At 27.7% G+C, this 22,767-nt stretch carries 23 protein-coding genes and 1 other annotated feature; of the genes, 20 read left to right on the top strand and 3 right to left on the bottom strand.

All coding sequences use genetic code 11. The features are described 5' to 3' along the window. Positions 1-9 precede the first annotated feature (9 nt). From BUA90_RS01785 to BUA90_RS01740, 10 genes are all read left to right on the top strand, one after another. A complete protein-coding gene (locus tag BUA90_RS01785; protein WP_072965662.1) occupies positions 10-342 on the top strand; it encodes a ribosomal-processing cysteine protease Prp in 333 nt (110 codons plus the stop codon). 2 nt (positions 343-344) lie between these two features. Beyond that, positions 345-644 (top strand): 50S ribosomal protein L27, encoded by a 300-nt coding sequence (gene rpmA, locus BUA90_RS01780; protein WP_072965661.1) that lies wholly within the window; start codon positions 345-347, stop codon positions 642-644. Positions 645-861: 217 nt separating this feature from the next. After that, positions 862-2,151 carry a GTPase ObgE gene (obgE, locus tag BUA90_RS01775; protein WP_072965660.1) on the top strand — a complete coding sequence of 430 codons (1,290 nt, stop codon included), beginning with the start codon at positions 862-864 and terminating at the stop codon, positions 2,149-2,151. A gap of 3 nt (positions 2,152-2,154) precedes the next feature. After that, positions 2,155-2,457 carry a ribosome assembly RNA-binding protein YhbY gene (gene yhbY, locus BUA90_RS01770; RefSeq protein WP_334292686.1) on the top strand — a complete coding sequence of 101 codons (303 nt, stop codon included), beginning with the start codon at positions 2,155-2,157 and terminating at the stop codon, positions 2,455-2,457. A 110-nt stretch (positions 2,458-2,567) separates the two neighbouring features. Further along, positions 2,568-3,173 (top strand): nicotinate-nucleotide adenylyltransferase, encoded by a 606-nt coding sequence (gene nadD, locus BUA90_RS01765; RefSeq protein ID WP_072965658.1) that lies wholly within the window; start codon positions 2,568-2,570, stop codon positions 3,171-3,173. Between the two features lie 27 nt (positions 3,174-3,200). Continuing rightward, entirely contained in the window at positions 3,201-3,770 is a 570-nt protein-coding gene (gene yqeK, locus BUA90_RS01760; RefSeq protein WP_072965758.1) for a bis(5'-nucleosyl)-tetraphosphatase (symmetrical) YqeK, read from the top strand. Positions 3,771-3,782: 12 nt separating this feature from the next. Beyond that, on the top strand, positions 3,783-4,142 hold the full coding sequence (gene rsfS, locus BUA90_RS01755; protein WP_072965657.1) for a ribosome silencing factor: 360 nt from the start codon (positions 3,783-3,785) through the stop codon (positions 4,140-4,142). 52 nt (positions 4,143-4,194) lie between these two features. Next, positions 4,195-4,381, top strand: a binding site (T-box leader). A gap of 78 nt (positions 4,382-4,459) precedes the next feature. Then, positions 4,460-6,928 (top strand): leucine--tRNA ligase, encoded by a 2,469-nt coding sequence (gene leuS, locus BUA90_RS01750; protein ID WP_072965656.1) that lies wholly within the window; start codon positions 4,460-4,462, stop codon positions 6,926-6,928. A gap of 32 nt (positions 6,929-6,960) precedes the next feature. After that, positions 6,961-7,611, top strand: coding sequence for a helix-turn-helix transcriptional regulator (locus tag BUA90_RS01745; protein ID WP_072965655.1), 651 nt, complete (start codon positions 6,961-6,963; stop codon positions 7,609-7,611). Between the two features lie 78 nt (positions 7,612-7,689). Then, entirely contained in the window at positions 7,690-8,073 is a 384-nt protein-coding gene (locus BUA90_RS01740) for a RidA family protein (protein WP_072965654.1), read from the top strand. Between the two features lie 34 nt (positions 8,074-8,107). Here the strand turns inward: BUA90_RS01740 and BUA90_RS01735 are convergent, their stop codons facing one another. Continuing rightward, positions 8,108-9,406, bottom strand: a complete 1,299-nt coding sequence (locus BUA90_RS01735) for a D-alanyl-D-alanine carboxypeptidase family protein (RefSeq protein WP_072965653.1) — start codon at positions 9,404-9,406, stop codon at positions 8,108-8,110. A gap of 170 nt (positions 9,407-9,576) precedes the next feature. On the opposite strand from BUA90_RS01735, the gene BUA90_RS01730 reads away from it, so the two are divergent. From BUA90_RS01730 to BUA90_RS01700, 7 genes are all read left to right on the top strand, one after another. Beyond that, the gene (locus BUA90_RS01730) at positions 9,577-10,179 is read left to right on the top strand and encodes a helix-hairpin-helix domain-containing protein (protein ID WP_072965652.1); all 603 of its coding nucleotides are present in this window, start codon (positions 9,577-9,579) and stop codon (positions 10,177-10,179) included. Between the two features lie 31 nt (positions 10,180-10,210). Beyond that, positions 10,211-11,257, top strand: coding sequence for a selenide, water dikinase SelD (selD, locus tag BUA90_RS01725; protein ID WP_094756671.1), 1,047 nt, complete (start codon positions 10,211-10,213; stop codon positions 11,255-11,257). A gap of 291 nt (positions 11,258-11,548) precedes the next feature. Then, positions 11,549-12,964 carry an L-seryl-tRNA(Sec) selenium transferase gene (selA, locus tag BUA90_RS01720; RefSeq protein ID WP_072965650.1) on the top strand — a complete coding sequence of 472 codons (1,416 nt, stop codon included), beginning with the start codon at positions 11,549-11,551 and terminating at the stop codon, positions 12,962-12,964. After that, positions 12,961-14,856, top strand: a complete 1,896-nt coding sequence (selB, locus tag BUA90_RS01715; RefSeq protein WP_072965649.1) for a selenocysteine-specific translation elongation factor — start codon at positions 12,961-12,963, stop codon at positions 14,854-14,856. Before selA ends, selB begins: the two co-directional genes overlap by 4 nt. 135 nt (positions 14,857-14,991) lie before the next feature. Further along, on the top strand, positions 14,992-15,684 hold the full coding sequence (locus tag BUA90_RS01710) for a response regulator transcription factor (protein WP_072965648.1): 693 nt from the start codon (positions 14,992-14,994) through the stop codon (positions 15,682-15,684). Further along, on the top strand, positions 15,656-17,101 hold the full coding sequence (locus BUA90_RS01705) for a sensor histidine kinase (RefSeq protein ID WP_242945014.1): 1,446 nt from the start codon (positions 15,656-15,658) through the stop codon (positions 17,099-17,101). Before BUA90_RS01710 ends, BUA90_RS01705 begins: the two co-directional genes overlap by 29 nt. Positions 17,102-17,112: 11 nt before the next feature. Then, positions 17,113-17,976 carry a GerMN domain-containing protein gene (locus BUA90_RS01700; RefSeq protein WP_072965647.1) on the top strand — a complete coding sequence of 288 codons (864 nt, stop codon included), beginning with the start codon at positions 17,113-17,115 and terminating at the stop codon, positions 17,974-17,976. 2 nt (positions 17,977-17,978) lie between these two features. Here the strand turns inward: BUA90_RS01700 and BUA90_RS01695 are convergent, their stop codons facing one another. Continuing rightward, a complete protein-coding gene (locus BUA90_RS01695; protein WP_072965646.1) occupies positions 17,979-19,172 on the bottom strand; it encodes a clostripain-related cysteine peptidase in 1,194 nt (397 codons plus the stop codon). A gap of 80 nt (positions 19,173-19,252) precedes the next feature. Beyond that, positions 19,253-19,690, bottom strand: a complete 438-nt coding sequence (locus tag BUA90_RS01690) for a hypothetical protein (RefSeq protein WP_072965645.1) — start codon at positions 19,688-19,690, stop codon at positions 19,253-19,255. 121 nt (positions 19,691-19,811) lie between these two features. On the opposite strand from BUA90_RS01690, the gene BUA90_RS01685 reads away from it, so the two are divergent. From BUA90_RS01685 to BUA90_RS01675, 3 genes are all read left to right on the top strand, one after another. Beyond that, positions 19,812-20,678 (top strand): GNAT family N-acetyltransferase, encoded by an 867-nt coding sequence (locus BUA90_RS01685; RefSeq protein ID WP_072965644.1) that lies wholly within the window; start codon positions 19,812-19,814, stop codon positions 20,676-20,678. Between the two features lie 298 nt (positions 20,679-20,976). Beyond that, a complete protein-coding gene (locus tag BUA90_RS01680) occupies positions 20,977-21,831 on the top strand; it encodes a creatininase family protein (RefSeq protein ID WP_072965643.1) in 855 nt (284 codons plus the stop codon). Between the two features lie 2 nt (positions 21,832-21,833). Continuing rightward, positions 21,834-22,619: a MerR family transcriptional regulator gene (locus BUA90_RS01675; protein WP_072965642.1), complete on the top strand. Its 786-nt coding sequence runs from the start codon at positions 21,834-21,836 to the stop codon at positions 22,617-22,619. The last annotated feature ends 148 nt before the right edge of the window (positions 22,620-22,767 follow it).

The raw sequence follows: 22,767 nt of genomic DNA, 5'->3' as shown, positions 1-22,767 counted from the left end.
TTTTAAATAATGATTAATATAAAAATTAAAAGAAATTCAAATGGATGTGTAAAGTCTTTTACAGTTAAAGGACATGCATATGCAGATGAAAAGGGTAGAGATATAGTATGTGCAAGCATATCTATATTAGCCCAGACTGCTGTATTAGCTCTGTATGAAGTAGCTGATATTGATGTCGTATATGAGATTGAGGATGGGTACCTTTACTGTGAGCTTCCAGAAGAGATTACAGAAGCTAAAAGGGAAAAGGCTGATGTTATCATAGCTACTATGTTAATAGGAATGAAGGGAACTAAGGAGATGTATCCTGATTATATATCATTTCAGGATGAGGAGGTGTAAAGATGCTATTCAAAATAAATTTACAGCTTTTTGCAAGTAAAAAAGGAGTAGGTAGTTCTAAAAACGGTCGTGATAGTGAAGCTAAAAGACTTGGTGTAAAGAGAGCAGATGGTCAAATCGTTTCAGCTGGAAGTATAATAGTAAGACAAAGAGGAACAAAAATACATCCAGGTAAAAACGTTGGTAGAGGTGGAGATGATACACTATTTGCGAAAATAGATGGTGTAGTTAGATTCGAAAGAAAAGATAAAAAGAGAAAACAAGTAAGTGTTTATCCTATCGAAACTAAAGTAGCTCAATAGTTAATTGCCCATACTGCAAAGTATGGGTTTTATCGTTTTATATTAAAGCAAGGTAGGTATTTTTTTAATACCTGCTTTTCTTTTTTATTGATGAATTGCATACTAAATAAAAGGAAAAAATAAATATGATGACAATATAAATTATTGACTAAAAATTAATTACTGATATAATTAATTTGGTAATTAGTACTATTTAAAAAGTTATAGGGTGATATAGATGTTTGTAGATAAAGCAAGAATTTTTGTAAAAGGTGGAAAAGGTGGAAACGGAGCAGTTTCCTTTAGGAGAGAAAAGTATGTACCGGCAGGAGGACCAGATGGTGGAGATGGCGGTCGTGGTGGTAATGTAATCATTGAAGTTGATGAAGGGCTTAGGACTTTAATGGATTTTAGATATAAGAAAAAGTATATTGCTGAATCTGGAGAAAATGGAAAAGGCAAAAAAATGTTTGGAAAAGACGGAGAAGATTTAATCCTTAAAGTTCCTCCGGGAACGATTGTAAGAGATGAAAAAACCGGACTTGTTATAGCAGACCTTGTTAGAAATAAACAGAGAGCAGTTGTTGCAAGAGGAGGAAAAGGCGGTAAGGGAAATATTCACTTTAAAACTTCTACTAGACAGGCACCCGGTTTTGCAGAGGCAGGAGATTATGGAGAAGAGAGATGGATTATATTAGAATTAAAATTATTGGCTGATGTAGGGTTGATAGGATTTCCTAATGTTGGAAAATCAACAATTTTATCCGTTGTTACAAAGGCAACTCCTAAAGTTGCAAATTATCATTTTACTACTATTACTCCAAATTTAGGTGTAGTTGAAGAAATTAGGGGAAAAAGTTTTGTACTAGCGGATATACCCGGATTAATAGAAGGAGCTCATGAAGGAATAGGACTTGGACATGAATTTTTACGACATGTAGAGAGAACAAAACTTCTTATACATGTAGTAGACATTTCAGGAATTGAAGGAAGAGACCCTATTGATGATTTTGAAAAAATAAATGAAGAGCTGAAACTTTATAATCCCAAATTAGCTGAAAAGCAGCAGGTAATAGCTGCTAACAAAATAGATTTACTCGAAGATATGAGTAAATATAAAGAATTTGAAAAGATAATGAATGAAAGAGGATATAAAGTATTTCCAATTTCAGCAGCTACTAAAAAAGGTTTAAGAGAACTTTTACTGTATGTAATTGAATTATTAGATAAAATCGAAGATAATGTTGAAATTATAAATGATCAGGAAACTCATAAAATTTATACATTGGATAGTTTAGAAGATGATAGAAAAGAAGTAATTGTAAGAAAGGAAAATAACTTTTATATTGTTGAAGGAAAACCTATTGAAAAATTAGTATACTCAACTGATTTTAATGATATTGATTCAATTAGACGTTTTCAAAATATATTAAAAAACAGAGGTATATTTGAACAGTTGAAAGAAATAGGAATTAAAGATGGAGACACAGTTAAAATATTAGATATAGAATTTGAGTATTATGATTAAGAGGTGAAAGAGTTGATTACAAGTAAGCAGAGAGCTTTTTTAAAGGGATTAGCTAATAAAATAGAACCTATTACTCAAATAGGAAAAGATGGTATAAGTGAGGCATTTATAAATCAGTTAAATGATGCATTAGAAGCACGTGAACTTGTTAAAGTAAGTATACAGAAAAATAGCTTATTAGATACTAAAGAAACTGCTAACAAAGTAGCTAAATTAACTAATTCAGAATTTGTTCAAGCTATAGGAAGAAAATTTGTTATATATAGAAAATCTAAAAAGAAACCTAAAATAGATTTGCCTAAGTAGAAAATGGTGGTCCTCTGACCACTATTTTTTTAAAAAACAGGTGCTTAACTGACAATCATTTGATAAAATGTATAAGTAAAATATTAAAATGTTGGAAATTGGAGGATAGCATGAAAAGAATAGGCTTAATGGGAGGAACATTTGATCCAATACATTATGGACATTTAGTTTTAGCAGAACAAGTAAGAACTCAATTTCAGCTGGAAAAAATAATATTTATTCCTTCAGGTATTCCCCCACATAAAGATAGTTTAACTCTTTCTAGTGCAAAAGACAGATATATTATGACTTTATTAGCTACAGTTACAAATCCTTATTTTGAAGTATCAGAAATTGAAATAAAGGATAAAGAAATATCATACACAATAAAAACTATAAAAAAGTTAAAAAATATTTTTGGAAGCGATACGGAGCTTTTCTTTATTACGGGTGCAGATGCATTATATGAGATAGATACATGGAAATCACCAGAGGAGCTTTTAAAACTGTGTAGTTTTATTGGAGCTACAAGACCCGGATTTGATGAAGAAAAACTTAAGAAAAAAATAGATTTTTATAAAAGAGAATACAGTGCAAATATTTTTATAACTTCTGTTCCTGCTCTTGCAATATCTTCTACTGATATAAGAGATAGAATAAAAGAAGGAAGAAGTGTAAAATATTTATTGCCAGAGGCTGTTGAACATTATATTTATAAAAATAAATTATATTTATAAATAATAGGGGTGTAAAAATTGTACGATATGGAATATTTGACTAGTCAATTAAAAAAAAGAGTGAGCAGCAAAAGGTTTATTCACTCTTTAGGAGTTTCTGAAACAGCTGAAAAACTTGCAAAATTATATAATGCTCCGATAGAAAAGGCAAAAATTGCAGGGCTGCTTCATGATTATGCTAAAGATTTACAAGATGATGAGGCTAGAGAATATATAGTACAGTTTGGTTTAAAGTTAGATGATGTTTTAAAATTTGATATAAATTTGGCACATGGGCAGATAGGAGCAGAATTAATAAAAAGAGAGCTAAATATTAGTGATAGTGATATTTTAAATGCTATAAAATACCATACGACCGGGAGAGAAAATATGTCTATATTAGAAAAAATAGTATATATTGCCGATTACATTGAACCAAGTAGAGATTTTCCGGGAGTAGATGAATTAAGACAAGCTGCTTTTTCTAATTTAGATGAAGGGATTTTATTGGCATTAGATAAAACTATTACATATGTTGTTAAAAAGGGAAAGTTATTACATTTAAACAGTATATTGGCTAGAAATAGTATAATAGTAAATAGAAATAAAAGTTTGTAGGGAGGAAAGTCAATGCAAATTAGTTCTGATAAACTGGCTTTTAAGATAAGTAGAATTATTGATGATAAAAAGGGGAATGATATAAAAATATTAGATGTAAAAAATTTATCGTCAATAGCAGATTATTTTGTCATTGCAACAGGTAATTCTACTAGACATACAATTGCACTTGCTGATGAAGTAGAAAAGAAATTAAATGAAGAAGAAATTTTTATTAATCATAAAGAAGGATATAAAGAAGGAAAATGGATATTATTAGATTATATAGATGTAGTAGTACATATATTTACAAAAGAAGAAAGAGAATTTTATGATTTGGAAAGAATATGGAAAGATGCTAAATATGTTGAATTTGATATTGACACAATGTAAGAAACTTATTACAATAAATGATAACAATATGACTAATTGAAAATAGAATACAGCATATTCTAGGAGTAGTAGAAAGTGATTCTATTTCAGAGAGTCGATGGTTGGTGTGAATCGACATAGATAGCTTTTGAACTTGCCTAGATTTTGTGTTGTAGAGGTTGGTTACCTTTAAAAAACCATAAAAGAGAGCATTATTATGCTAAATAGGGTGGTACCGCGGGAAATTTCTCGTCCCTATATATTATATGGGGGAGAATTTTCAGGTACCTTTTTTATTTATCATGATTATAGATAATGATAATAAGGAGGAGTAGATAATGGATAGATATAATTTTCAAGAAATTGAAAAGAAATGGCAGGAAATATGGGAAAGAGAAAAAGCTTTTAAAGTTTGTGAAAATACTACAAAGAAAAAATATTATGCTTTAGAAATGTTTCCATATCCTTCAGGTAAACTTCATATGGGGCATGTTAGAAATTATTCAATAGGAGATGTAATTGCAAGATATAAAAAGATGAATGGCTATAATGTATTACATCCAATTGGATGGGATGCATTTGGATTACCAGCTGAAAATGCAGCTATTAAACATAACATACATCCGGATATATGGACAAGAAAAAATATTGCTGAAATGAAAAAGCAGTTAATGCAGTTAGGTATAAGCTACGATTGGGATAGAGAAGTAGCTACATGTCTTCCGGATTATTATAAATGGACACAATGGCTGTTTTTAAAATTTTATGAAAAAGGACTTGTTTATAAGAAAAAATCACCTGTAAACTGGTGTCCTTCATGTGAAACGGTATTGGCTAATGAACAAGTAGTTAATGACAGGTGTGAAAGATGTGATACATTAGTTACAAAGAAAAATTTAGAGCAGTGGTATTTTAAAATAACAGATTATGCAGATAGATTACTTGAAGATATAGAACTTTTAAAGGGATGGCCTGAGAAAGTTAAAATAATGCAAAAAAATTGGATTGGAAAAAGTTATGGAGCTGAAATTAAATTTAAAATTGATGAAAGCGATAAGGAGTTAAATGTATTTACAACTAGACCTGATACTATATACGGTGTAACATTTATGGTATTAGCTCCAGAACATCCTTTAGTAGAAGAACTTGTAGAAGGTACAGAATATGAAGAAAAGGTAAAGCGTTTTATTGAAAAATTAGCTCATATGTCAGAAATAGAAAGAACTGCAAGTAATGTAGAAAAAGAAGGATTATTTATAGGAAAGTATGCTATTAATCCTTTAAACAACAAAAAAATACCTTTGTATATTGCAAATTATGTATTAATGGATTATGGTACAGGTGCAGTTATGGCAGTACCTGCTCATGATGAAAGAGATTTTGAATTTGCTAAAAAATATAATATAGATATAATTCCTGTAATTAAGCCTGAAGATGAAAGTATAGATGTTGAAAATTTAGATGCAGCATATACTAGTAGTGGAATAATGATTAATTCAGATAAATTTAATGGACTTAACAATAAAGAAGGCAGTGAGAAAATAATAGAATATATAGAAGAAAAAAATATTGGCAAACGCACTACAAATTTCAGACTTCGTGACTGGCTTATATCACGTCAAAGATATTGGGGAACACCAATACCTATTATCTATTGTGAAAAATGTGGAACAGTTCCAGTACCTGAAAAAGATTTGCCGGTATTACTTCCAACTGATGTAGTATTTACAGGAAAAGGACAGTCACCTTTAACAACTAGTGAAAGTTTTGTAAATACAACTTGTCCTATATGTGGAGGAAAGGCGAAGAGAGAAACGGATACAATGGATACATTTGTCGATTCATCTTGGTATTTCTTAAGATATACAGATGTAAATAATACACAAGAGCCTTTTGATAAGGAAAAGGCAAGTTATTGGATGGATGTAGACCAGTATATTGGTGGAGTAGAACATGCAATACTTCATCTTTTGTATGCAAGATTTTTTACAAAGGTATTATACGATATGGGACTTTCTCCAGTAAAAGAACCTTTTAAGAATTTACTAACACAGGGTATGGTATTGAAAGATGGAGCTAAGATGTCTAAGTCAAAAGGAAATGTAGTTAGTCCAGAAGAAATTATTAGCAAGTATGGAGCTGATACTGCTAGATTGTTCATATTATTTGCTGCTCCACCGGAAAGAGACTTAGAATGGAGTGATACAGGAGTAGAGGGTTCATATAGATTTTTAAATAGAGTTTGGAGATTAGTTGGAGAACTTAAGGATAAAATAATTATTGATGCTGAAAATATTGATATAAATAGCAGTGAAGATAAAGAATTAAATTATGTAATAAATAATACAATAAAGAAAGTTTCTGATGATATTAGAGAAAGATTTAATTTTAATACAGCGATAAGTGCTATAATGGAATTAGTCAATGAAACATATAAGTATAAAGAAAAGGAAAAAATAAATTATGCATTAATAGGAAAATCAATAAAGACTATACTTGTTCTTTTAGCACCATTTGCTCCTCATATGACAGAAGAATTATGGCACTTACTTGGAAATGAATCTAGTATTCACAATGAAAGATGGCCAGAGCACGATAGCAGTGCTTTAGTAAAAGAAGAAATAGAAATAGTATTGCAAGTAAACGGTAAAGTGAGAGATAAAGTAAAAGTTAATAAAAATATAACTAAGGAAGAACTTGAAGAAGTAGCACTTAATAGTGAAAAAATTAAATCATATTTAGAGGGTAAGAAGGTAGTAAAAGTTATTTGTGTACCATCAAAGTTAGTAAATATTGTGGTAAAATAAAATAAAAAAGTTATAAGAGAAGGGGGTGTAGCATGGCAGATTCTCTAAATCCTATTTTAAAAAGTTATATTCCTATAGTTGAAGGTATAGCAAGGACTTTTGGTAGAAATTGCGAAGTAGTACTACATGATTTTAGTAAAATGAATAGTTCTATTATTGCTATAGAAAATGGTCATGTAACAGGGAGAAGTATAGGAAGTCCAATGACAGAAGAAGGTCTAAGAGCTGTAAGAAAGAAGAATATTGATAATATAATAAATTATACTGGTAAAACTGCTGATGGAAGGTTGTTAAAATCATCAACTATGTTTATTAAAGATGAGAATGATGAAGTAATAGGCTGTTTGTGTATTAATTTTGATATTTCAGAACTTTTCATAGCAAGAAGAGTTTTTGATGATATAATGCAGACAGATATAAATGAAAGTGAAAAGATAGCTGAAGAAGTTATTGGAAATAAGGTAAATGATGTATTAACGGATATTGTAAAGAATACATTAAAACAGATGGGTAAGCCAGTGGCTTATATGAGTAAAGAAGAAAAGGTCAATATTGTAAAAAAATTAGATCAGCAAGGAGCTTTTCTTATAAAAGGTGCTATAGATTATGTTGCTAAAGTTTTATGTGTTTCAAGATATACAATTTACAATTATCTTGACGAAATAAGAGTTGATAATAAATAAGTTAATAAGTACTAATAATAGAGAATTCTATTATTAGTACTTAAATATATACATAAACAAAAGAGGAGGGCATTTTAGATGGAACTTAAAGTAGTACATACTGACAAAGCACCTGCGGCTGTAGGACCTTATTCTCAAGCTATTAAAGCTGGAAATTTACTGTTTGTATCAGGACAAATTCCAATAAATCCTGCAACAGGTGAATTAGTAAAAGGAAGTATAGAAGATGAAACTAGACAATGCTTAGAAAATGCTAAAGCGATTTTAGAAGAGGCGGGTTCATCTTTAAACAAAGTAGTTAAAGCTACAGTATTTATTAAAGATATGAATCAGTTTGGAAGAATAAATGAAGTTTATGGACAGTATTTTGCTGAACATAAACCTGCTAGAGCATGTATAGAAGTTGCAAGACTGCCTAAAGATGTAAATGTAGAAATAGAAATGATAGCCGTAGTTGATTAATGAAAAAAAGGAGCATTTGCTCCTTTTTTATATTTTAATATCTTTTTCTGCGGAGTCTTCTCCTTTTTAATCTTTTTATTGTAACGATAGTTCTCCAAATAATGTAAATAATGAAAATATATAATATATATTTTAAAAATGAATAGCTTTTAGGGTCTTTAATTTTTTTTATAAATTTATAAATTGCTTTTTCATCTATAGATTTTTCTGCAATGAGATTAACCTGTCCAATTTTATTTCCGTTTAAAATATAAATTACTTTTCCAAGAACTTCTCCTTTTGTTATAGGTGCTTTAATTTTTTGATTAAGCTCTATTTTTTTATCAATTTTATCGATTTTTTTATTAATAGGAAAAGTTTTGGTTAGTTTTGTTTGAGTAATTAAGTTGAGATTTTTTTCAGTTCCATTAGGAATTTTAACATTTGTAATGATTTCGCCGGTTTTGACTATATTCATATTTTTAAAATTATCAAATCCAAAATCTAAAAGAGTTCTGGTATCTGTATAAACATTAGTTCCTATGGCTTTTAAAACAACACTTATAAGTCTTCTGTTATTTTTAAATGCTGTTGCTACAAGACATTGTTGAGCTTCAGTTGTATATCCCGTCTTTATACCGTCTACTATGTCATATTTAATGTCAATCCATTTGCCTTTATAGAGTATTTTATTGCGGCTACCAGTTCCCCATAAAAGTCTATTTGTATTTTTAAGGTATCTAGTTTCAGATTGTTTGTTTGTAGGAGGTATTTTATATCTTACAGTTTTGACAATTTCTCTAAATTTAGGAATGGTCATTGCATACTTTGCAATCATAGCTAAATCATATGCAGTTGTTACATGTTCATGGTTTGGAAGGCCGTTTGGATTAGCAAAATGAGTATTTTTAGCTCCTAATTCTTTAGCTCTCTTGTTCATTAACTTAACAAAATCTTCAATATTTCCAGATATATGTTTTGCAAGAGCTACAGCAGCGTCATTTGCAGATTCAATGAGCAGAGCATGGAGCAGTTGATCTACTGTAAACTGTTCACCTTCTAAAACATATATACGGCTTCCATCAGTAAAAGGAGTTTCTTTATCAATAATTATTTTGTCATTTAAATTTGCATTTTCCAGAGTAAGTAAGGCAGTCATGATTTTAGTTGTACTAGCTGGATACATAGGTTTATTGCTATTTTTTTCATATAGAATTTCACCTGTATCGGCATCAATTAAGATGGCACTTTCAGCTGAAATGTTTAAACTGTTGCTAGAAGTGGTGGCGTTAGCAGTTAAAGGAGAATTTAGCAGGAAACAAATTGCTAATATTACTGAAATTATTTGCTTCATGATTTCACCTCTGGATTTATTATTTAGTCATACTTTATTAGTATAACAAAAAATTAAAAAAAATTTAAGGAAATGTAGAAAAAAGAAGGTAAGTTTGCGAAATAAGTAGAATATTTAAATGTGAATATAGATTTAAAAATATAAAATTTATTGTATATGGAAGTGAAAAAATGGATAAGTTTAGTAAAAGGGAGATTTTTTTACTAACTATTATTTTTATTATGACATCTGTAATTATAGGATTTAAAGTAAAGTCACAGGAGGAACCAATAATCGTAGAAAAAACAGAAGTTGAAAGCATAAAAGAGAAAACATTAGATGAAATAGAAGCAAAAGAGATAATAGTCGATATTTGGGGAGCTGTTAAAAATCCAGGTTTAGTTGTTTTAAGAGAAGGTGATAGGATAAATGATGCAGTTTTAAAGGCAGGAGGATTAACTGAAAAAGCAGATAGGAAAAGAATTAATTTAGCAAAAAGAGTATATGATGAGCAAAAAATAATAATTCCAGAAAAAGGTGAAGAATTTCAAAAAATAAAAGCTGCAGGAAATGATATTGGACATGATATTTTAAATGATTATAAAATAAATATAAATACTGCTTCAAAATTAGAGCTGATGTCAATTAAAGGAATAGGAGAAGCTTATGCTGAAAGAATAATAGAATATAGGCAAAAAAACGGTCCTTTTAAAAATATTGAAGAGCTTAAAAATATCAAAGGCATAGGTGAGAAAAGATTTAAAGCGATAAAAGAATATATAAAACTTAGATAAAATGTGGTAGTATATTTTTGGAGGTGAAATTATGGACAATATAAAGAGCAAAAGACTTACAGAATTAAGTAGCAGTTCAGGCTGAGCAGCTAAGATTGGTCCAGAGACCTTGGCACAAGTTTTGTGTCATTTACCTAAAATAGAAAGTGAAAAAATATTAGTAGGATTAGATACTTCTGATGATGCTGCTGTATATAAATTAGATGATAATACAGCTATTATACAAACTTTAGACTTTTTTACACCTGTAGTAGATGACCCATATATGTTTGGTCAAATAGCTGCAGCTAACTCATTAAGTGATGTTTATGCTATGGGTGGAAAACCTATATTAGCTTTAAATATAGTATGTTTTCCAAGCTGTTTACCTTTAGATATTTTAACGGAAATATTAAAAGGTGGATTTGAAAAAGTAAAAGAGGCAGGAGCATTATTAGTTGGAGGACATACGGTTGATGATAAAGAGCCGAAATATGGGCTTTCAGTTACAGGGATAGTTTCTCCAGATAGAGTAATTGCTAATTCTAATGCTAAACCGGGAGATGTATTAATACTTACAAAACCATTGGGGCTTGGAATAATAAATACTGCAATAAAGGCAGATATGGTTTCAAAAGATACAATAAAGAGAGCTATGGATGTAATGGCATGCTTGAATAATATAGCAGCAGAAGGAATGATAAAAGTAGGAGTAAATTCATGCACAGATATAACAGGATTTGGATTTTTAGGTCATGCTTTTGAAATGGCAAAAGGAAGTGAGGTTACTTTAATTATAGATTCTAAAAGTATACCTATTATTGAAGAAGCCATAGATAATGCAAATATGGGATTAATACCAGCTGGAGCATATAGAAATAAAGGATATATAGGAAATAATGTCGAAATAAGCAAAGATGTACCAACATATATGGAAGATATTTTATTTGACCCTCAAACATCAGGAGGACTTTTAATAGCTGTTGAAGAAAAAAAAGCAGATGAACTTTTAAAATTCTATAAAGAAAATCTTAAAACGGATTTTGCTGTTGTAGGAAAAGTAGTAAAAAGAGAAGATAAATTTATAAAAGTCAATTAGATTAAAAATGGAAATATTTGAATTTATTTGTTAATACATATTGATATTTGTTTTATTATAAAGGCATAAGTTTATGTTCTGATTGTGTAAATTGTAAAGGATTTTACACAAATATTTAGACTTATGCCATTTTTTATATACTTAAAAAAAGATTTTAATTGATTTTATATAAGAAAATTTACTAATGTTAAAAAATTTACAAGTATATATAGTTGAAATTTGAATATTTATGTTATAATTTAATGGAAAAAAACAATAAAGATAAAAGTTTATATCAGGAGTGAATATTTAATGAAGAAGAAAGAATTACTATCAAATTTGCCTAAAATAGATGAATTATTAAATAAAAAAGAAATTCAAAATATTTTAAATGAATTTCCTAGAATTACCGTAGTAGAGTCTATTAGAAATCAAGTTGATAAATTGCGAAAAAAAATTTTAAAAACTGAAGATAGTGAGCTTATAAATTTTAAAATAGACATAAATGATTTGATAAAAAACGTTTTTTTAGAAGTGAAAGAAGCTAATCAAATGAGTTTAAGAAGAGTTGTAAATGCTACTGGAGTTGTTTTGCATACAAATTTAGGACGAGCTTTAATTAGTGAAAGTATTAAAGAGGCTCTTTTAGATGTTGTATGTAATTATTCGACTTTAGAATTTGATTTGTCAAGTGGTAAAAGAGGTTTGAGATATACACATGTAGAAGAAATATTGTGTAAAGTAACTGGTGCAGAAGCAGCGCTTGTAGTTAATAATAATGCAGCAGCTGTTTTATTGGTATTAAATACTATGGCAAAAGATAGAGAAGTAATAGTATCAAGAGGACAGTTAGTTGAAATAGGAGGTTCTTTTAGAGTACCAGATGTAATGAAGCAAAGTGGAGCAAAGCTGGTAGAAGTAGGTACTACTAATAAAACTCATCTGTTTGATTATGAAGATAAAATTAATGAAGAAACAGCTGCTATTTTAAAAGTACATACGAGTAATTATAGAATACTTGGTTTTACTAAAGAAGTAGAAGCAGAAGATTTAGTATCTTTAGGAAAAAGATATGATATACCAGTTATAGAAGATATAGGAAGTGGAACTCTTATTGATTTTTCAAAATATGGACTTAAAAAAGAACCTACAGTTAAGGAGAGTTTAGAAAAAGGTGTTGACATAGTTACATTTAGTGGAGATAAGCTTTTAGGTGGACCTCAAGCTGGTATTATCGTTGGTAGAAAAGAATATATAGAAAAGATGAAAAAAAATCAACTTACGAGAGCTTTGAGAGTTGACAAAATGACTTTAACAGCACTTGAAGCTACTTTGAGATTATATCTTAATGAAGAAAAAGCTATGAGGGAAATTCCTACTTTAAGAATGTTAACTATGAGTATAGAGGAATTAAGGGAAAAGGCAAATAAACTTTATCAAATTATAAGAGAAAGGGTTAAAAATATAGAAATAGATTTAATAGATGGATATTCTCAAGTTGGTGGTGGAGCCCTTCCACTTGAAAAGCTGCCTTCAGTACTTATTGCAGTAAGCAGTAAATATTTTACAGCTAATAAAATAGAAGTAAGTTTGAGGAATTATAAAATTCCTATTATAACTAGAATAAGTGATGAAAAAGTAATTTTAGATGTAAGAACTATAAAAGAAGAGGAATTTGAAATAATAGCTGAAGCTATAAAGTCAATTGAAAGTAGGGATGAGCAGTGAAAAATATAATAATTGGAACAGCAGGTCATATCGACCACGGAAAAACTACTTTGATTAAGGCTTTAACTGGAATAGAAACTGATAGACTAAAAGAAGAAAAAAAGAGAGGAATTACTATAGATTTAGGTTTTGCTTTTTTTAAGCTTCCAAATGGAAGACGAGCTGGGATAGTTGATGTACCCGGGCATGAGAGATTTATTAAAAATATGCTAGCTGGAGCAAGTGGAATAGATTTAGTATTATTTGTTATAGCTGCTGATGAAGGTGTAATGCCTCAAACACAGGAACATCTTGATATATTATCGTATTTAGATGTAAAAAAAGGCATAATAGTACTTACTAAATGTGATTTAGTTGATGAAGAATGGATAAAATTAGTTGCTGAAGATATAAAAGAAAGAGTTAAAGGTACTTTTTTAGAGGATGCACCTATTGTAGAAGTTTCATCTATAAATGGCAAAGGTTTAGATAAACTTAAAAGTATTATAATGGAGATGACTGAAGAAGTTGAAGAAAAAAAATGTAATGTACCGTGTAGACTTCCAATAGATAGGATTTTCACATTATCTGGTTTTGGAACAGTTGTAACAGGAACCTTAATTGAGGGCGTGATAGAAGAAAAACAGATAGTGCATATATATCCAAAGGGCTTAGAAGCTAAAGTTAGAAGTATTCAAGTACATGGAGAAAGTGTAAATAAGGCTTATGCTGGTCAAAGGGTAGCTGTTAATCTAACCGGTATAAAAAAAGAAGATATAGATAGGGGAGATGTGTTAGCAGCTCCAAATTCAATGAAAAGCAGTATGATAATAGATGTAAAACTTAATTTATTAAAGACTTCAAACAGAAAAGTAGAAAACTGGAATAGATTGAGATTATATCATGGAACTAAAGAAGTATTGTGTAGAGTAGTTTTATTAGATAGAGATGAATTGTATCCGGGAGAAAGCTGTTTTGCTCAATTAAGACTTGAAGAGGAAATAAGCTCAAAATATGGAGATAAGTTTGTAGTTAGGTACTATTCACCTCTTGAAACTATTGGCGGTGGAGTTATATTAGACCCAAATCCTCCTAAACATAAGAGATTTAGAGAAGAAATTATTAGTGAACTTGAATCTAAAAGTAAAGGAAATAAAGAAAATATAATTGAAAAAATAATACTTAAGTTTAGTGATAAATACCCAGATATAGATTTTATATCTATTCAATCTGGAATTTCCAAAAATGAAATTGAAAATATTATAGATAAATTAGTAAAAGACGAATTAGTGATAAAATTTTCTGAAAATACATTTGTACATAGAGATTATATAAATAATTTGGAAGAAAAACTGATAAAATTATTAAATGATTATCACTCAAAAAATCCTTTAAAACCCGGTTTATCTAAAGAAGAAGTCAGAAGTAGATTATTTTCAAATATAAAAGGCAAATTATTTGATGAAATAATAAACTATTATAGTAATCTTGGCACAGTAAAAGTAGTAAACAAATATATTTCGCTTAAAGAATTTAATATAGAACTGTCTGAAAGTCAGAAAGCTTTAAAAGATAAAATATTAAAAATTTATTTAGAAAATAAATTTAAAACTCCAACGATAGATGAAATATTTAAAATGTTAAATATACAGGGAAAAGATAGAGATATTATAGATTTACTTATTAATATGGGATTTTTAATAAAAATAAGTGATAATATAATTTTACATGTAGATAATTATAATTATGCTAAAAATACTTTAAAGGAGTTTTTAGTTAAAAATAAAGAAATTACACTTGGACAATTTAGAGACTTGCTGAATACATCTAGAAAGTATGCTATACCACTTTTAGAATATTTTGATTATATTAAGTTTACTAAACGTGTTGAAGATAAGAGAATGCTTCAATAATGCTACCTCTAAATTGGTGGCATTTTTATTGAAAAAATACTAAAAGAATTATTATTAAATTGTAATACATAATAAAATTAAATAGAAATTATTTATTTCAAGTTTGAACAAATGAAAAAATTGAGGTGATTAAAGATGACGAAGAAATTATTGATAGTCGATGATGAAGATATTATATTAAAAGGTTTAAGATACAGTTTAAATCAAGAAGGTTATGAAATAGATACTGCTATGGATGGAATACAGGCTTATGAAAAAGCCATGCAGAATGATTATGATTTAATTATATTAGATTTAATGCTTCCTCAAATGGACGGTTTAGAAGTCTGTAGAAAGATAAGAGAAAAATCAATGGTTCCTATTATAATTTTAACTGCTAAAGGAGAAGATACGAGTAAAGTTTTAGGATTAGAATATGGAGCTGATGATTATTTAACAAAACCTTTTAATATACTTGAACTTAAAGCAAGAATTAAAGCAATTTTTAGAAGAGTAAATATCAATGAAAGTAAAATCCAAAGCAGTATTTTAAAAATTGATGATTTTACTATTAATACACTTGGCAGAAAAGTGAGTTTAAATGGTAAGGAAATTAATTTAACTGCAAAAGAATTTGATTTACTGCTTCTTTTAGCAACTAATCCGGGAAAAATTTATTCTAGAGAAGAACTTTTGGAAATTATTTGGGGATATGAATATTTTGGAGATGTAAGAACTGTTGATGTTCATATAAGAAGATTGAGAGAAAAAATAGAACAGAATTCTAGTCAGCCAGAGTATATACTTACAAAATGGGGAGTTGGTTATTATTTTAGAAATAAGAAATAAATTTATTAGTTTAAGGTGGAAACTTGTTTCCACCTATTTATTACTAGTATTATTAACGCTTTTACTTATAAATTCTTTTATTAGTGAATCAATGAAAGTAAATTATATTAATGAAAAAAAGATGAGTTTATTGGCACAGAGCAGTATCATTTCAAGTAGATTATCTTATTATATACCTCAGGTTAATATTAAATATGCAAATAATATGGTTCACAATATTGTAAAAGATTTAAGTGAAGATTTAAATTCGAGAATAATGATAACAGATATTAATGGCAAGGTAATAGTGGATTCTTTTAATATTTTAGAAGGACAAAGACTTAATAATGAAGAATTAGCTCTGGCGTTAATTGGAAAAAGTACAGCAGAGCAATATATAATTCCTAAATATGGAAGAGTGATGTATGTAGCAGTACCTATAACAAATAAAGGAAGAATTATAGGAGCAGTTTTTATATCTTCATCTTTAGAAGACATATATAAAAATATAAAGGAAATTATGAAAAAGTTTATGATTTTATCATTACTAAGTATGGTTATAACAGGTTTTATCAGTTTTGTGTTTGCAGATATAATATCAACCCCTATAGAAAGATTGACAGAGGCAGTAAAAAGAATGGCTCAAGGTAAATTTAATCAGAAAGTAGAAATTAGTGGAAATGACGAAATAAGCAATTTAGGAAAAGCTTTTAATTTAATGACAACTAAACTTGAACAGGTTGATAAGCAAAGAAGAGAATTTGTTGCAAATGTTTCTCATGAATTGAGGACACCTTTAAGTTCAATAAAAATACTTGCAGAGTCGCTTATACATCAAGAAAAAGTAGAAGAAAAAATTTACAAAGAATTTTTAAAAGATATTGATTCTGAAGTAGATAGATTAAATAGAATAATTGATAGTTTATTGAGTTTAGTTGACCTTGAAAAAGAAAATCTGAATTTAGATTATCAAATAACATATGTAAATTATCTTATTGAAAAAGTAATAAACAGCTTAAAACCTCTTGCGGATAAGAAAAATATAAAGATATATTATATAGAAAGAGAAAAAATACAAATAATGCTAGACCAATTTAAAATACAGCAGAGTTTAATAAATGTCATAGGAAATGCCATAAAATATACACCGGAAAATGGAGAAATATTTGTAGAATTATATTCAAATTCAGATGAAATTATTATAAAGGTGAGGGATACGGGAATAGGAATACCAGAAGAAGACATACCATTTATTTTTGATAGATTTTATAGAGTAGATAAAGCTAGGGCAAGGAAGACGGGGGGAACAGGTTTAGGTTTATCTATTACTCAGCAGATTATTGCTCTTCATCAAGGAAGAATAGAAGTTGAAAGTAGAATTAATGAAGGAACTACTTTTTATATTTTTTTACCTAAAAAAGCTGCTGTAAATATTTAGGGGGTATGAATTTGAAATCCATATATAAATTTATGATATTTATAATTATAGTTATGATTGTGATGTTAATATTAATTAATATTCGAGAAGATATAAAATATAGCAGTGAAGAAAATGCAATACCACCTATAGCAAATGAAATAAAAACGACAGTGAAATTGTATTTTATTCAAGGTAATGAGCTTGTAGAAGAAAAGAGAACAATTATATCGAAAGATAGTCATATAGAAAATCAAATTATAAAGGAGTTAATTAAAGGGCCGAGAAATAAAACGCTAATTTCTCCTATGCCTAAAAATGTGAAAATTATATCTGCTGAAACAATAGAAGGCATATATTATTTGAATTTATCAAGAGAATTTATTGATAATAATTTATGGAATACTATAGATAGGCGATTAATAATATGGTCAATAGTAAATTCTGTAACTGAATTGAATTATATTAAAGGAGTTCAATTTCTTATAGAAGGAGAAAAAATGACATTTGATTTTGAAAAATATTCTTTAGAATCTCCATTTATGTTTAGTGAAGATTTTATAAGAGAAGATAAAAATACTCCATTTGGAGTGATAAAAGAATTTTTGAATAATATACTAACATCAAGATATGACAAAGCTTATACTATGCTTTCTGATGAAAGTAGAAAAAGTATTAGTTTTGAAGATTTCAAAGATATTTTTTCTGACTATAACAACGATTTAGAAAATTATGACATATTTACATATCATACACAAAAGTTTTCTAATTATGTAAAGGTAACAGTAATATATGTTTTTTTAGAAGCGGATGGATTTGATTATAATAAAAAAATTGAAGAAGATTGGAAATTAGTGAGAGAAAATGGTATGTGGAAAATAGTAGTTATCGACTAAATTTATACTAATTTCCAATTTTTATATTTATATAAATCTTTGACAATCTTTAATACTTCTTTATTGCTTAGATGTTGATTAACCATGTGAGTATATAAATAAACTTCATTTAATGTTAATCTTATCGGAATGGAATTTTCTTTTGTATATAAATAGATTTTATCATTAATACTTTTTTTACTTAGAATGTGTGTCCAGTAATTATTTTTTGCAAATTCAAATTTAAAATACTTCGATAGTTTATTGATGTTTTCTAAATTCATACGTGCAATATTGATTAATGGATTGTTTTTATTTGTAAATCTTTTATAGTAGATAACTATATAAGCTAAGTTTTTATAGTACTCATCTAAATATTTAGTCCATGGTTTTCTTTTATCAAAACTATAAAGCAATTGAGAAGGAGATAAATTTTCATTATTTGTATTAGATAAATAAGAAAGAGATAAATCATTAATAGCTTTTTTAATTTTTTTCAATATTTGATTATCTATTCTAAAGGCTACTAAGTCTAGTTTTAAATAATCAATTAATTTCTTTATTAAATTATTGATGTCTATATTAGGATTTTGTTTAATTAATTCAATTATTTTACTATAAGGTAGTCCTTCAATAGGACCTTCACGAATATATGTTAACATATTTTGAACAGTATGATTTTTATGTTTTCCGAGTTCATAAATAATTTCAATTGTGTTAAAAAAACATGTATCTGCTATTAGTAAATCTATATTTTTATTTATTTTATTTAAGTCATTAATCATTTCAGGTATTCCCATTATATATGGAGCATCATGATTATAATCAGTCATAGTTCCAACAAATTCATAGCCATGTCCTCCGAAAATTACGATATAATGTTTTGCAGGAAAATTTTCGATTCCCCATTTAATAAAATTATATAGATTTTCAGATTTTGACATATTAATATTTCCTAAATCTTTTATCAAAATAGATTTATTACTTTTTATATAATACATTTTTACTCCGGACCATTTATTTTTATAAAAATGTATAAGTGAAGGGCGTATTAGATTTATTATCTGATTTTCTGTTCTGCCAATTTCTATTATAATATTTATATCTTCATTTGAACCTATTTTTTTTATGTCAAGTTTAGATTGATACATTTCAGGTTCTAAATCATTGTTGCCATTAGCATAAATGAGTATTGTCCAGTTTTTTATATGTTTCACTAAAATATCACCCTTTTAAATCGTAAATGTAGTAGATACTCTCCGTATTATTTTAATGTTTAGGGTATTAAAGTATTAGTTTATTTAAAAGCTATACCTCTTATAGGAGTTATAGGAGGGTTTAATGGTTTACAGCTTGGAACTGTTAACTCACCAAAATAACATTCTGGACCAGCTTTAACAGCAACTGAATTTTGAAGAGTTTCTGGTTGAAAACAGCCTTGAAGTTTAAAAGTATAAATTCCATCTACATTATCATTACTAAGATTTTCCCATTTAATTGTATTAGAGAAAGTTACAAGGCAAGGCTGTCCTTGACCTACAACCACAGTACTTCCAAGAGGTCCAGAAGAATCTAAAACGATATGCATTGGGTCAGAACACAGTATAAGAGCCCAATTGCTTATTTCAGGTTTAGGAGTATCAATTTTAGTTACTGAATATGTCCAAGTTTGAGTGTTGTCTGGATTACAAACAGCATTTATAAAATCTATTTGGTATCCAGCTAATAAAGGCATAGTTAATTCTCCTTTCTTTTTATTAAAAAATAAATAGATTTTATATTATATAATATTCGATATATGTGATTTAATTCGTGATAGTTTAGTTATTAGGTAAATATTAAAAGGAGTCGGGAGTATGATTAAAAATTATTTAGAATTAAATAAATTTGAAGTAGAGAAATTTATTCAGTTTATAAATAGAAATAAAATAAATAAATTATCTTTTGAAGATATGGATAAGGAAATCAAATCTAAAGAATTTGATTTTGGTAGAGGAGTTATTTTAAAGATTAAGGGACAAGATATTATTGGAATGGCATCAATAATATTAAAAGAATGTAATAAGAAAGGAATAGCATATATAATTAAGTTAGATATAAATGAAAGCATAGAGGATAAGAGGACAGTTTTATGTGAGTTAATAGAAGAATCTAAGAAGATAGCAAAAAAATATGGAGCAAAGGAAATATTTTTGGGTACAAAGGATGACACAATAATTAGAAGTTTAAATGCTTTAAATATAAAGAAACAATATTCGGCAATAAAAATGACCTTAGATAATATAAGAGTTAAATATTCACCATTAAGTCTAGTTAAGTTGTCGAGTAAAAATAAGAAGGAATATTTAACGATTTATAATGATGCCTTTAAAGAAGTTCCAAATGCAGCAACGCTGACAGAGAGTGATATTGATGAATATATAAAAAAAGCAGATGAAAATAATAGTTATTATATAGTTACAGTAAATAATGAAATGATAGGTTTTTTACAGTTTAATATTAAAAATGGAGTGGGTGAATTTGATTTAGGTTTAATTAAGAGTGCTAGAGGAAAAGGATATGGAAAACTACTTTTAGAAACGGCTATTAACTTTTTGAATTTGAAGAATGTAAAAGAAATAGCTTTGATTGTTATTACAAAAAATACTTTAGCTTATGATATGTATAAAAAAAGAGGGTTTAAAGAAAGTGAGTTAGTTAGTGATTGGTTTAAACTTAATTAATAATAAAGTCTTTGTTGAGCTGTTTTGAAAATCTATATATTTCTTTATAATACGTATAAAAGTATTATATTTTGTTGTAAATATTATTATTTTAGTAAAATAAGATAAACTTTATTATGTGTAGAATATGGTAAAACATTCAATTATAATTTTAATATAACATATAAAGAGAATTTAAAGTATGCTGTTATATTTAATAACTAAATTAGATGATATAAATGCTCTTGACTTTCCCCTTACAGGAAGGATTATTATTTAAATAAAATCTTAATTAAATTTTTCAAGGAGGAAAGTGATTATGAGTAAGAGCATTATGGAAATTACATGGGAAGAGTTAGATGCGATTGATAAGGAAAAAGCTGTTATTTTCATTATATTTGCACCAATAGAGCAACATGGAAAACACTTACCGTTAGGTGTTGATGTATTCGAATCAAAGTATTGGGAACAAAAAGTAATAAAATTATTAGAAGATGAATTTAATGACTATGAATTTTTAGTTATGCCACCAGTAACATTTGGATATGGCAATATGTCTGATTTTCCTGGGAATCTTTATTTAAAACAAACTACTATTAAAACAGTAGCTTATGAGATAATAGAAAATATAGTTAATTGGGGAATAAAAAATATAGTAATAATATCTGGCCATGCAGAGCCAAAACATCTTATAGCAATTGAAGAAGCTTGTGAAGAAATTAATACTAAATATGGAGTAGTTGCGTTTTCGCCTATGGGTGCTATTTTTTCTAATAAAGAATTAGGCTTGAATATAAAACATCATCATGAAATAGAAAAATTATTTAAGCAATATTCAAATGACTTTCATGCAGGATGGATTGAAACTTCTAATATGTTAGATATTGAAGAAAGTTTGGTTAAAACAAATTATATTGAACAACCAGATATAGACGTTAATCCTCAAGATATGATATTCCCAGAAAAAGTATTGAAAAAAATTCGAGGATTTGGTCATATAGGCTATCCTAAAATAGCAAGTTCTAAAATTGGAAAACTATTAAACGATGGAATGGTGAAAATATTATTTAAAGCCATAAGAGCTTTTATTAGAAGAAATAATTATCAAAAATATGAACATCATTTTTTATATGATAATCCAATTTTAAAAACAAGTAATAAAGGTGTGAAATAACAATGTATACTATTGGAGAATTTGCGTTAATAGCTGAAGTGTCAACTAAAACGTTAAGATATTATGACAATATTGGTTTGTTTAAGCCATTTAAGATAGATAATTTGAATAGTTATAGGTATTATAGTAAAGAACAAATAAGCGAAATTATGTTTATAAAAGAATTAAAAAAATATGGTTTATCATTGACGGATATAAGTGAAATTAAGAAGTCAAATAGCAAAGAATTTTTAAATAATATACTAGAAAGACAATTATCAATTATAGATAAAAAAATTGCATATTTAGAAGATATGAAAATATCTATAAAGAAAAAAATAAATGAGCCTGTTCTTTGGATTGAAAACAATGATAAATCAGATTATTTTATTGATATAATTAAGATGAAAGCAAGTGAAGTAATTTTTGTTAGAGAAAAAATAAAATCTGAAGAAATTGGACAATTAATTGGAAAGTTATATGAAATAGTAAATAAGTTTTCTGTAAAATTTAAAAGTAATCACATGGTAATTATTCATAATAGAGATGAAAATGAAAATGTTGATGTAGAGGTATTTATACCTATTGAAAAAACGAAACTGATAAATAAAATTTATATAAAGAGATTTGAAGGTGGAATATTCTTGAAGACAACTCATAATGGAGTTAAGAATAAATGGAATGCTTATGCAAAGTTATATGATTTTGCTAAGCAAAAAAATTATAAACTAATTGGACCGGCAATTGAGAAGTATGAAATGAAATTAGGAAAATTTATAATAGATATAATGTTTAAGGTTGAACAATAAAGAAATTTTATGGTAATGTATTTAGTTAATTATTATGAATTTAGTCTAGTTTAAGGATGTCAGACATAAACTTGTATGAGGCTAATAAAGTAGCAATGAGAACTTTAAAGATCAGAGCTATATTTGAAGCCTTAGATCTTGTATTTGA

The sequence above is a fragment of the Caminicella sporogenes DSM 14501 genome (genome assembly GCF_900142285.1).
GTDB classification, from domain to species: domain Bacteria; phylum Bacillota; class Clostridia; order Peptostreptococcales; family Caminicellaceae; genus Caminicella; species Caminicella sporogenes.
Note: the sequence above shows the minus strand (reverse complement) of the source record. Positions and strands in the feature narration are given on the sequence as shown.

Bases quoted from the DNA above. Each gene is read 5' to 3' on its own strand.
- BUA90_RS01785 (WP_072965662.1), top strand. From the start codon at position 10: ATGATTAATATAAAAATTAAAAGAAATTCAAATGGATGTGTAAAGTCT.
- rpmA (WP_072965661.1), top strand. From the start codon at position 345: ATGCTATTCAAAATAAATTTACAGCTTTTTGCAAGTAAAAAAGGAGTA.
- obgE (WP_072965660.1), top strand. From the start codon at position 862: ATGTTTGTAGATAAAGCAAGAATTTTTGTAAAAGGTGGAAAAGGTGGA.
- nadD (WP_072965658.1), top strand. From the start codon at position 2,568: ATGAAAAGAATAGGCTTAATGGGAGGAACATTTGATCCAATACATTAT.
- yqeK (WP_072965758.1), top strand. From the start codon at position 3,201: ATGGAATATTTGACTAGTCAATTAAAAAAAAGAGTGAGCAGCAAAAGG.
- rsfS (WP_072965657.1), top strand. From the start codon at position 3,783: ATGCAAATTAGTTCTGATAAACTGGCTTTTAAGATAAGTAGAATTATT.
- leuS (WP_072965656.1), top strand. From the start codon at position 4,460: ATGGATAGATATAATTTTCAAGAAATTGAAAAGAAATGGCAGGAAATA.
- BUA90_RS01745 (WP_072965655.1), top strand. From the start codon at position 6,961: ATGGCAGATTCTCTAAATCCTATTTTAAAAAGTTATATTCCTATAGTT.
- BUA90_RS01740 (WP_072965654.1), top strand. From the start codon at position 7,690: ATGGAACTTAAAGTAGTACATACTGACAAAGCACCTGCGGCTGTAGGA.
- BUA90_RS01735 (WP_072965653.1), bottom strand. From the start codon at position 9,406: ATGAAGCAAATAATTTCAGTAATATTAGCAATTTGTTTCCTGCTAAAT.
- BUA90_RS01730 (WP_072965652.1), top strand. From the start codon at position 9,577: ATGGATAAGTTTAGTAAAAGGGAGATTTTTTTACTAACTATTATTTTT.
- selA (WP_072965650.1), top strand. From the start codon at position 11,549: ATGAAGAAGAAAGAATTACTATCAAATTTGCCTAAAATAGATGAATTA.
- BUA90_RS01710 (WP_072965648.1), top strand. From the start codon at position 14,992: ATGACGAAGAAATTATTGATAGTCGATGATGAAGATATTATATTAAAA.
- BUA90_RS01690 (WP_072965645.1), bottom strand. From the start codon at position 19,690: ATGCCTTTATTAGCTGGATACCAAATAGATTTTATAAATGCTGTTTGT.
- BUA90_RS01685 (WP_072965644.1), top strand. From the start codon at position 19,812: ATGATTAAAAATTATTTAGAATTAAATAAATTTGAAGTAGAGAAATTT.
- BUA90_RS01680 (WP_072965643.1), top strand. From the start codon at position 20,977: ATGAGTAAGAGCATTATGGAAATTACATGGGAAGAGTTAGATGCGATT.
- BUA90_RS01675 (WP_072965642.1), top strand. From the start codon at position 21,834: ATGTATACTATTGGAGAATTTGCGTTAATAGCTGAAGTGTCAACTAAA.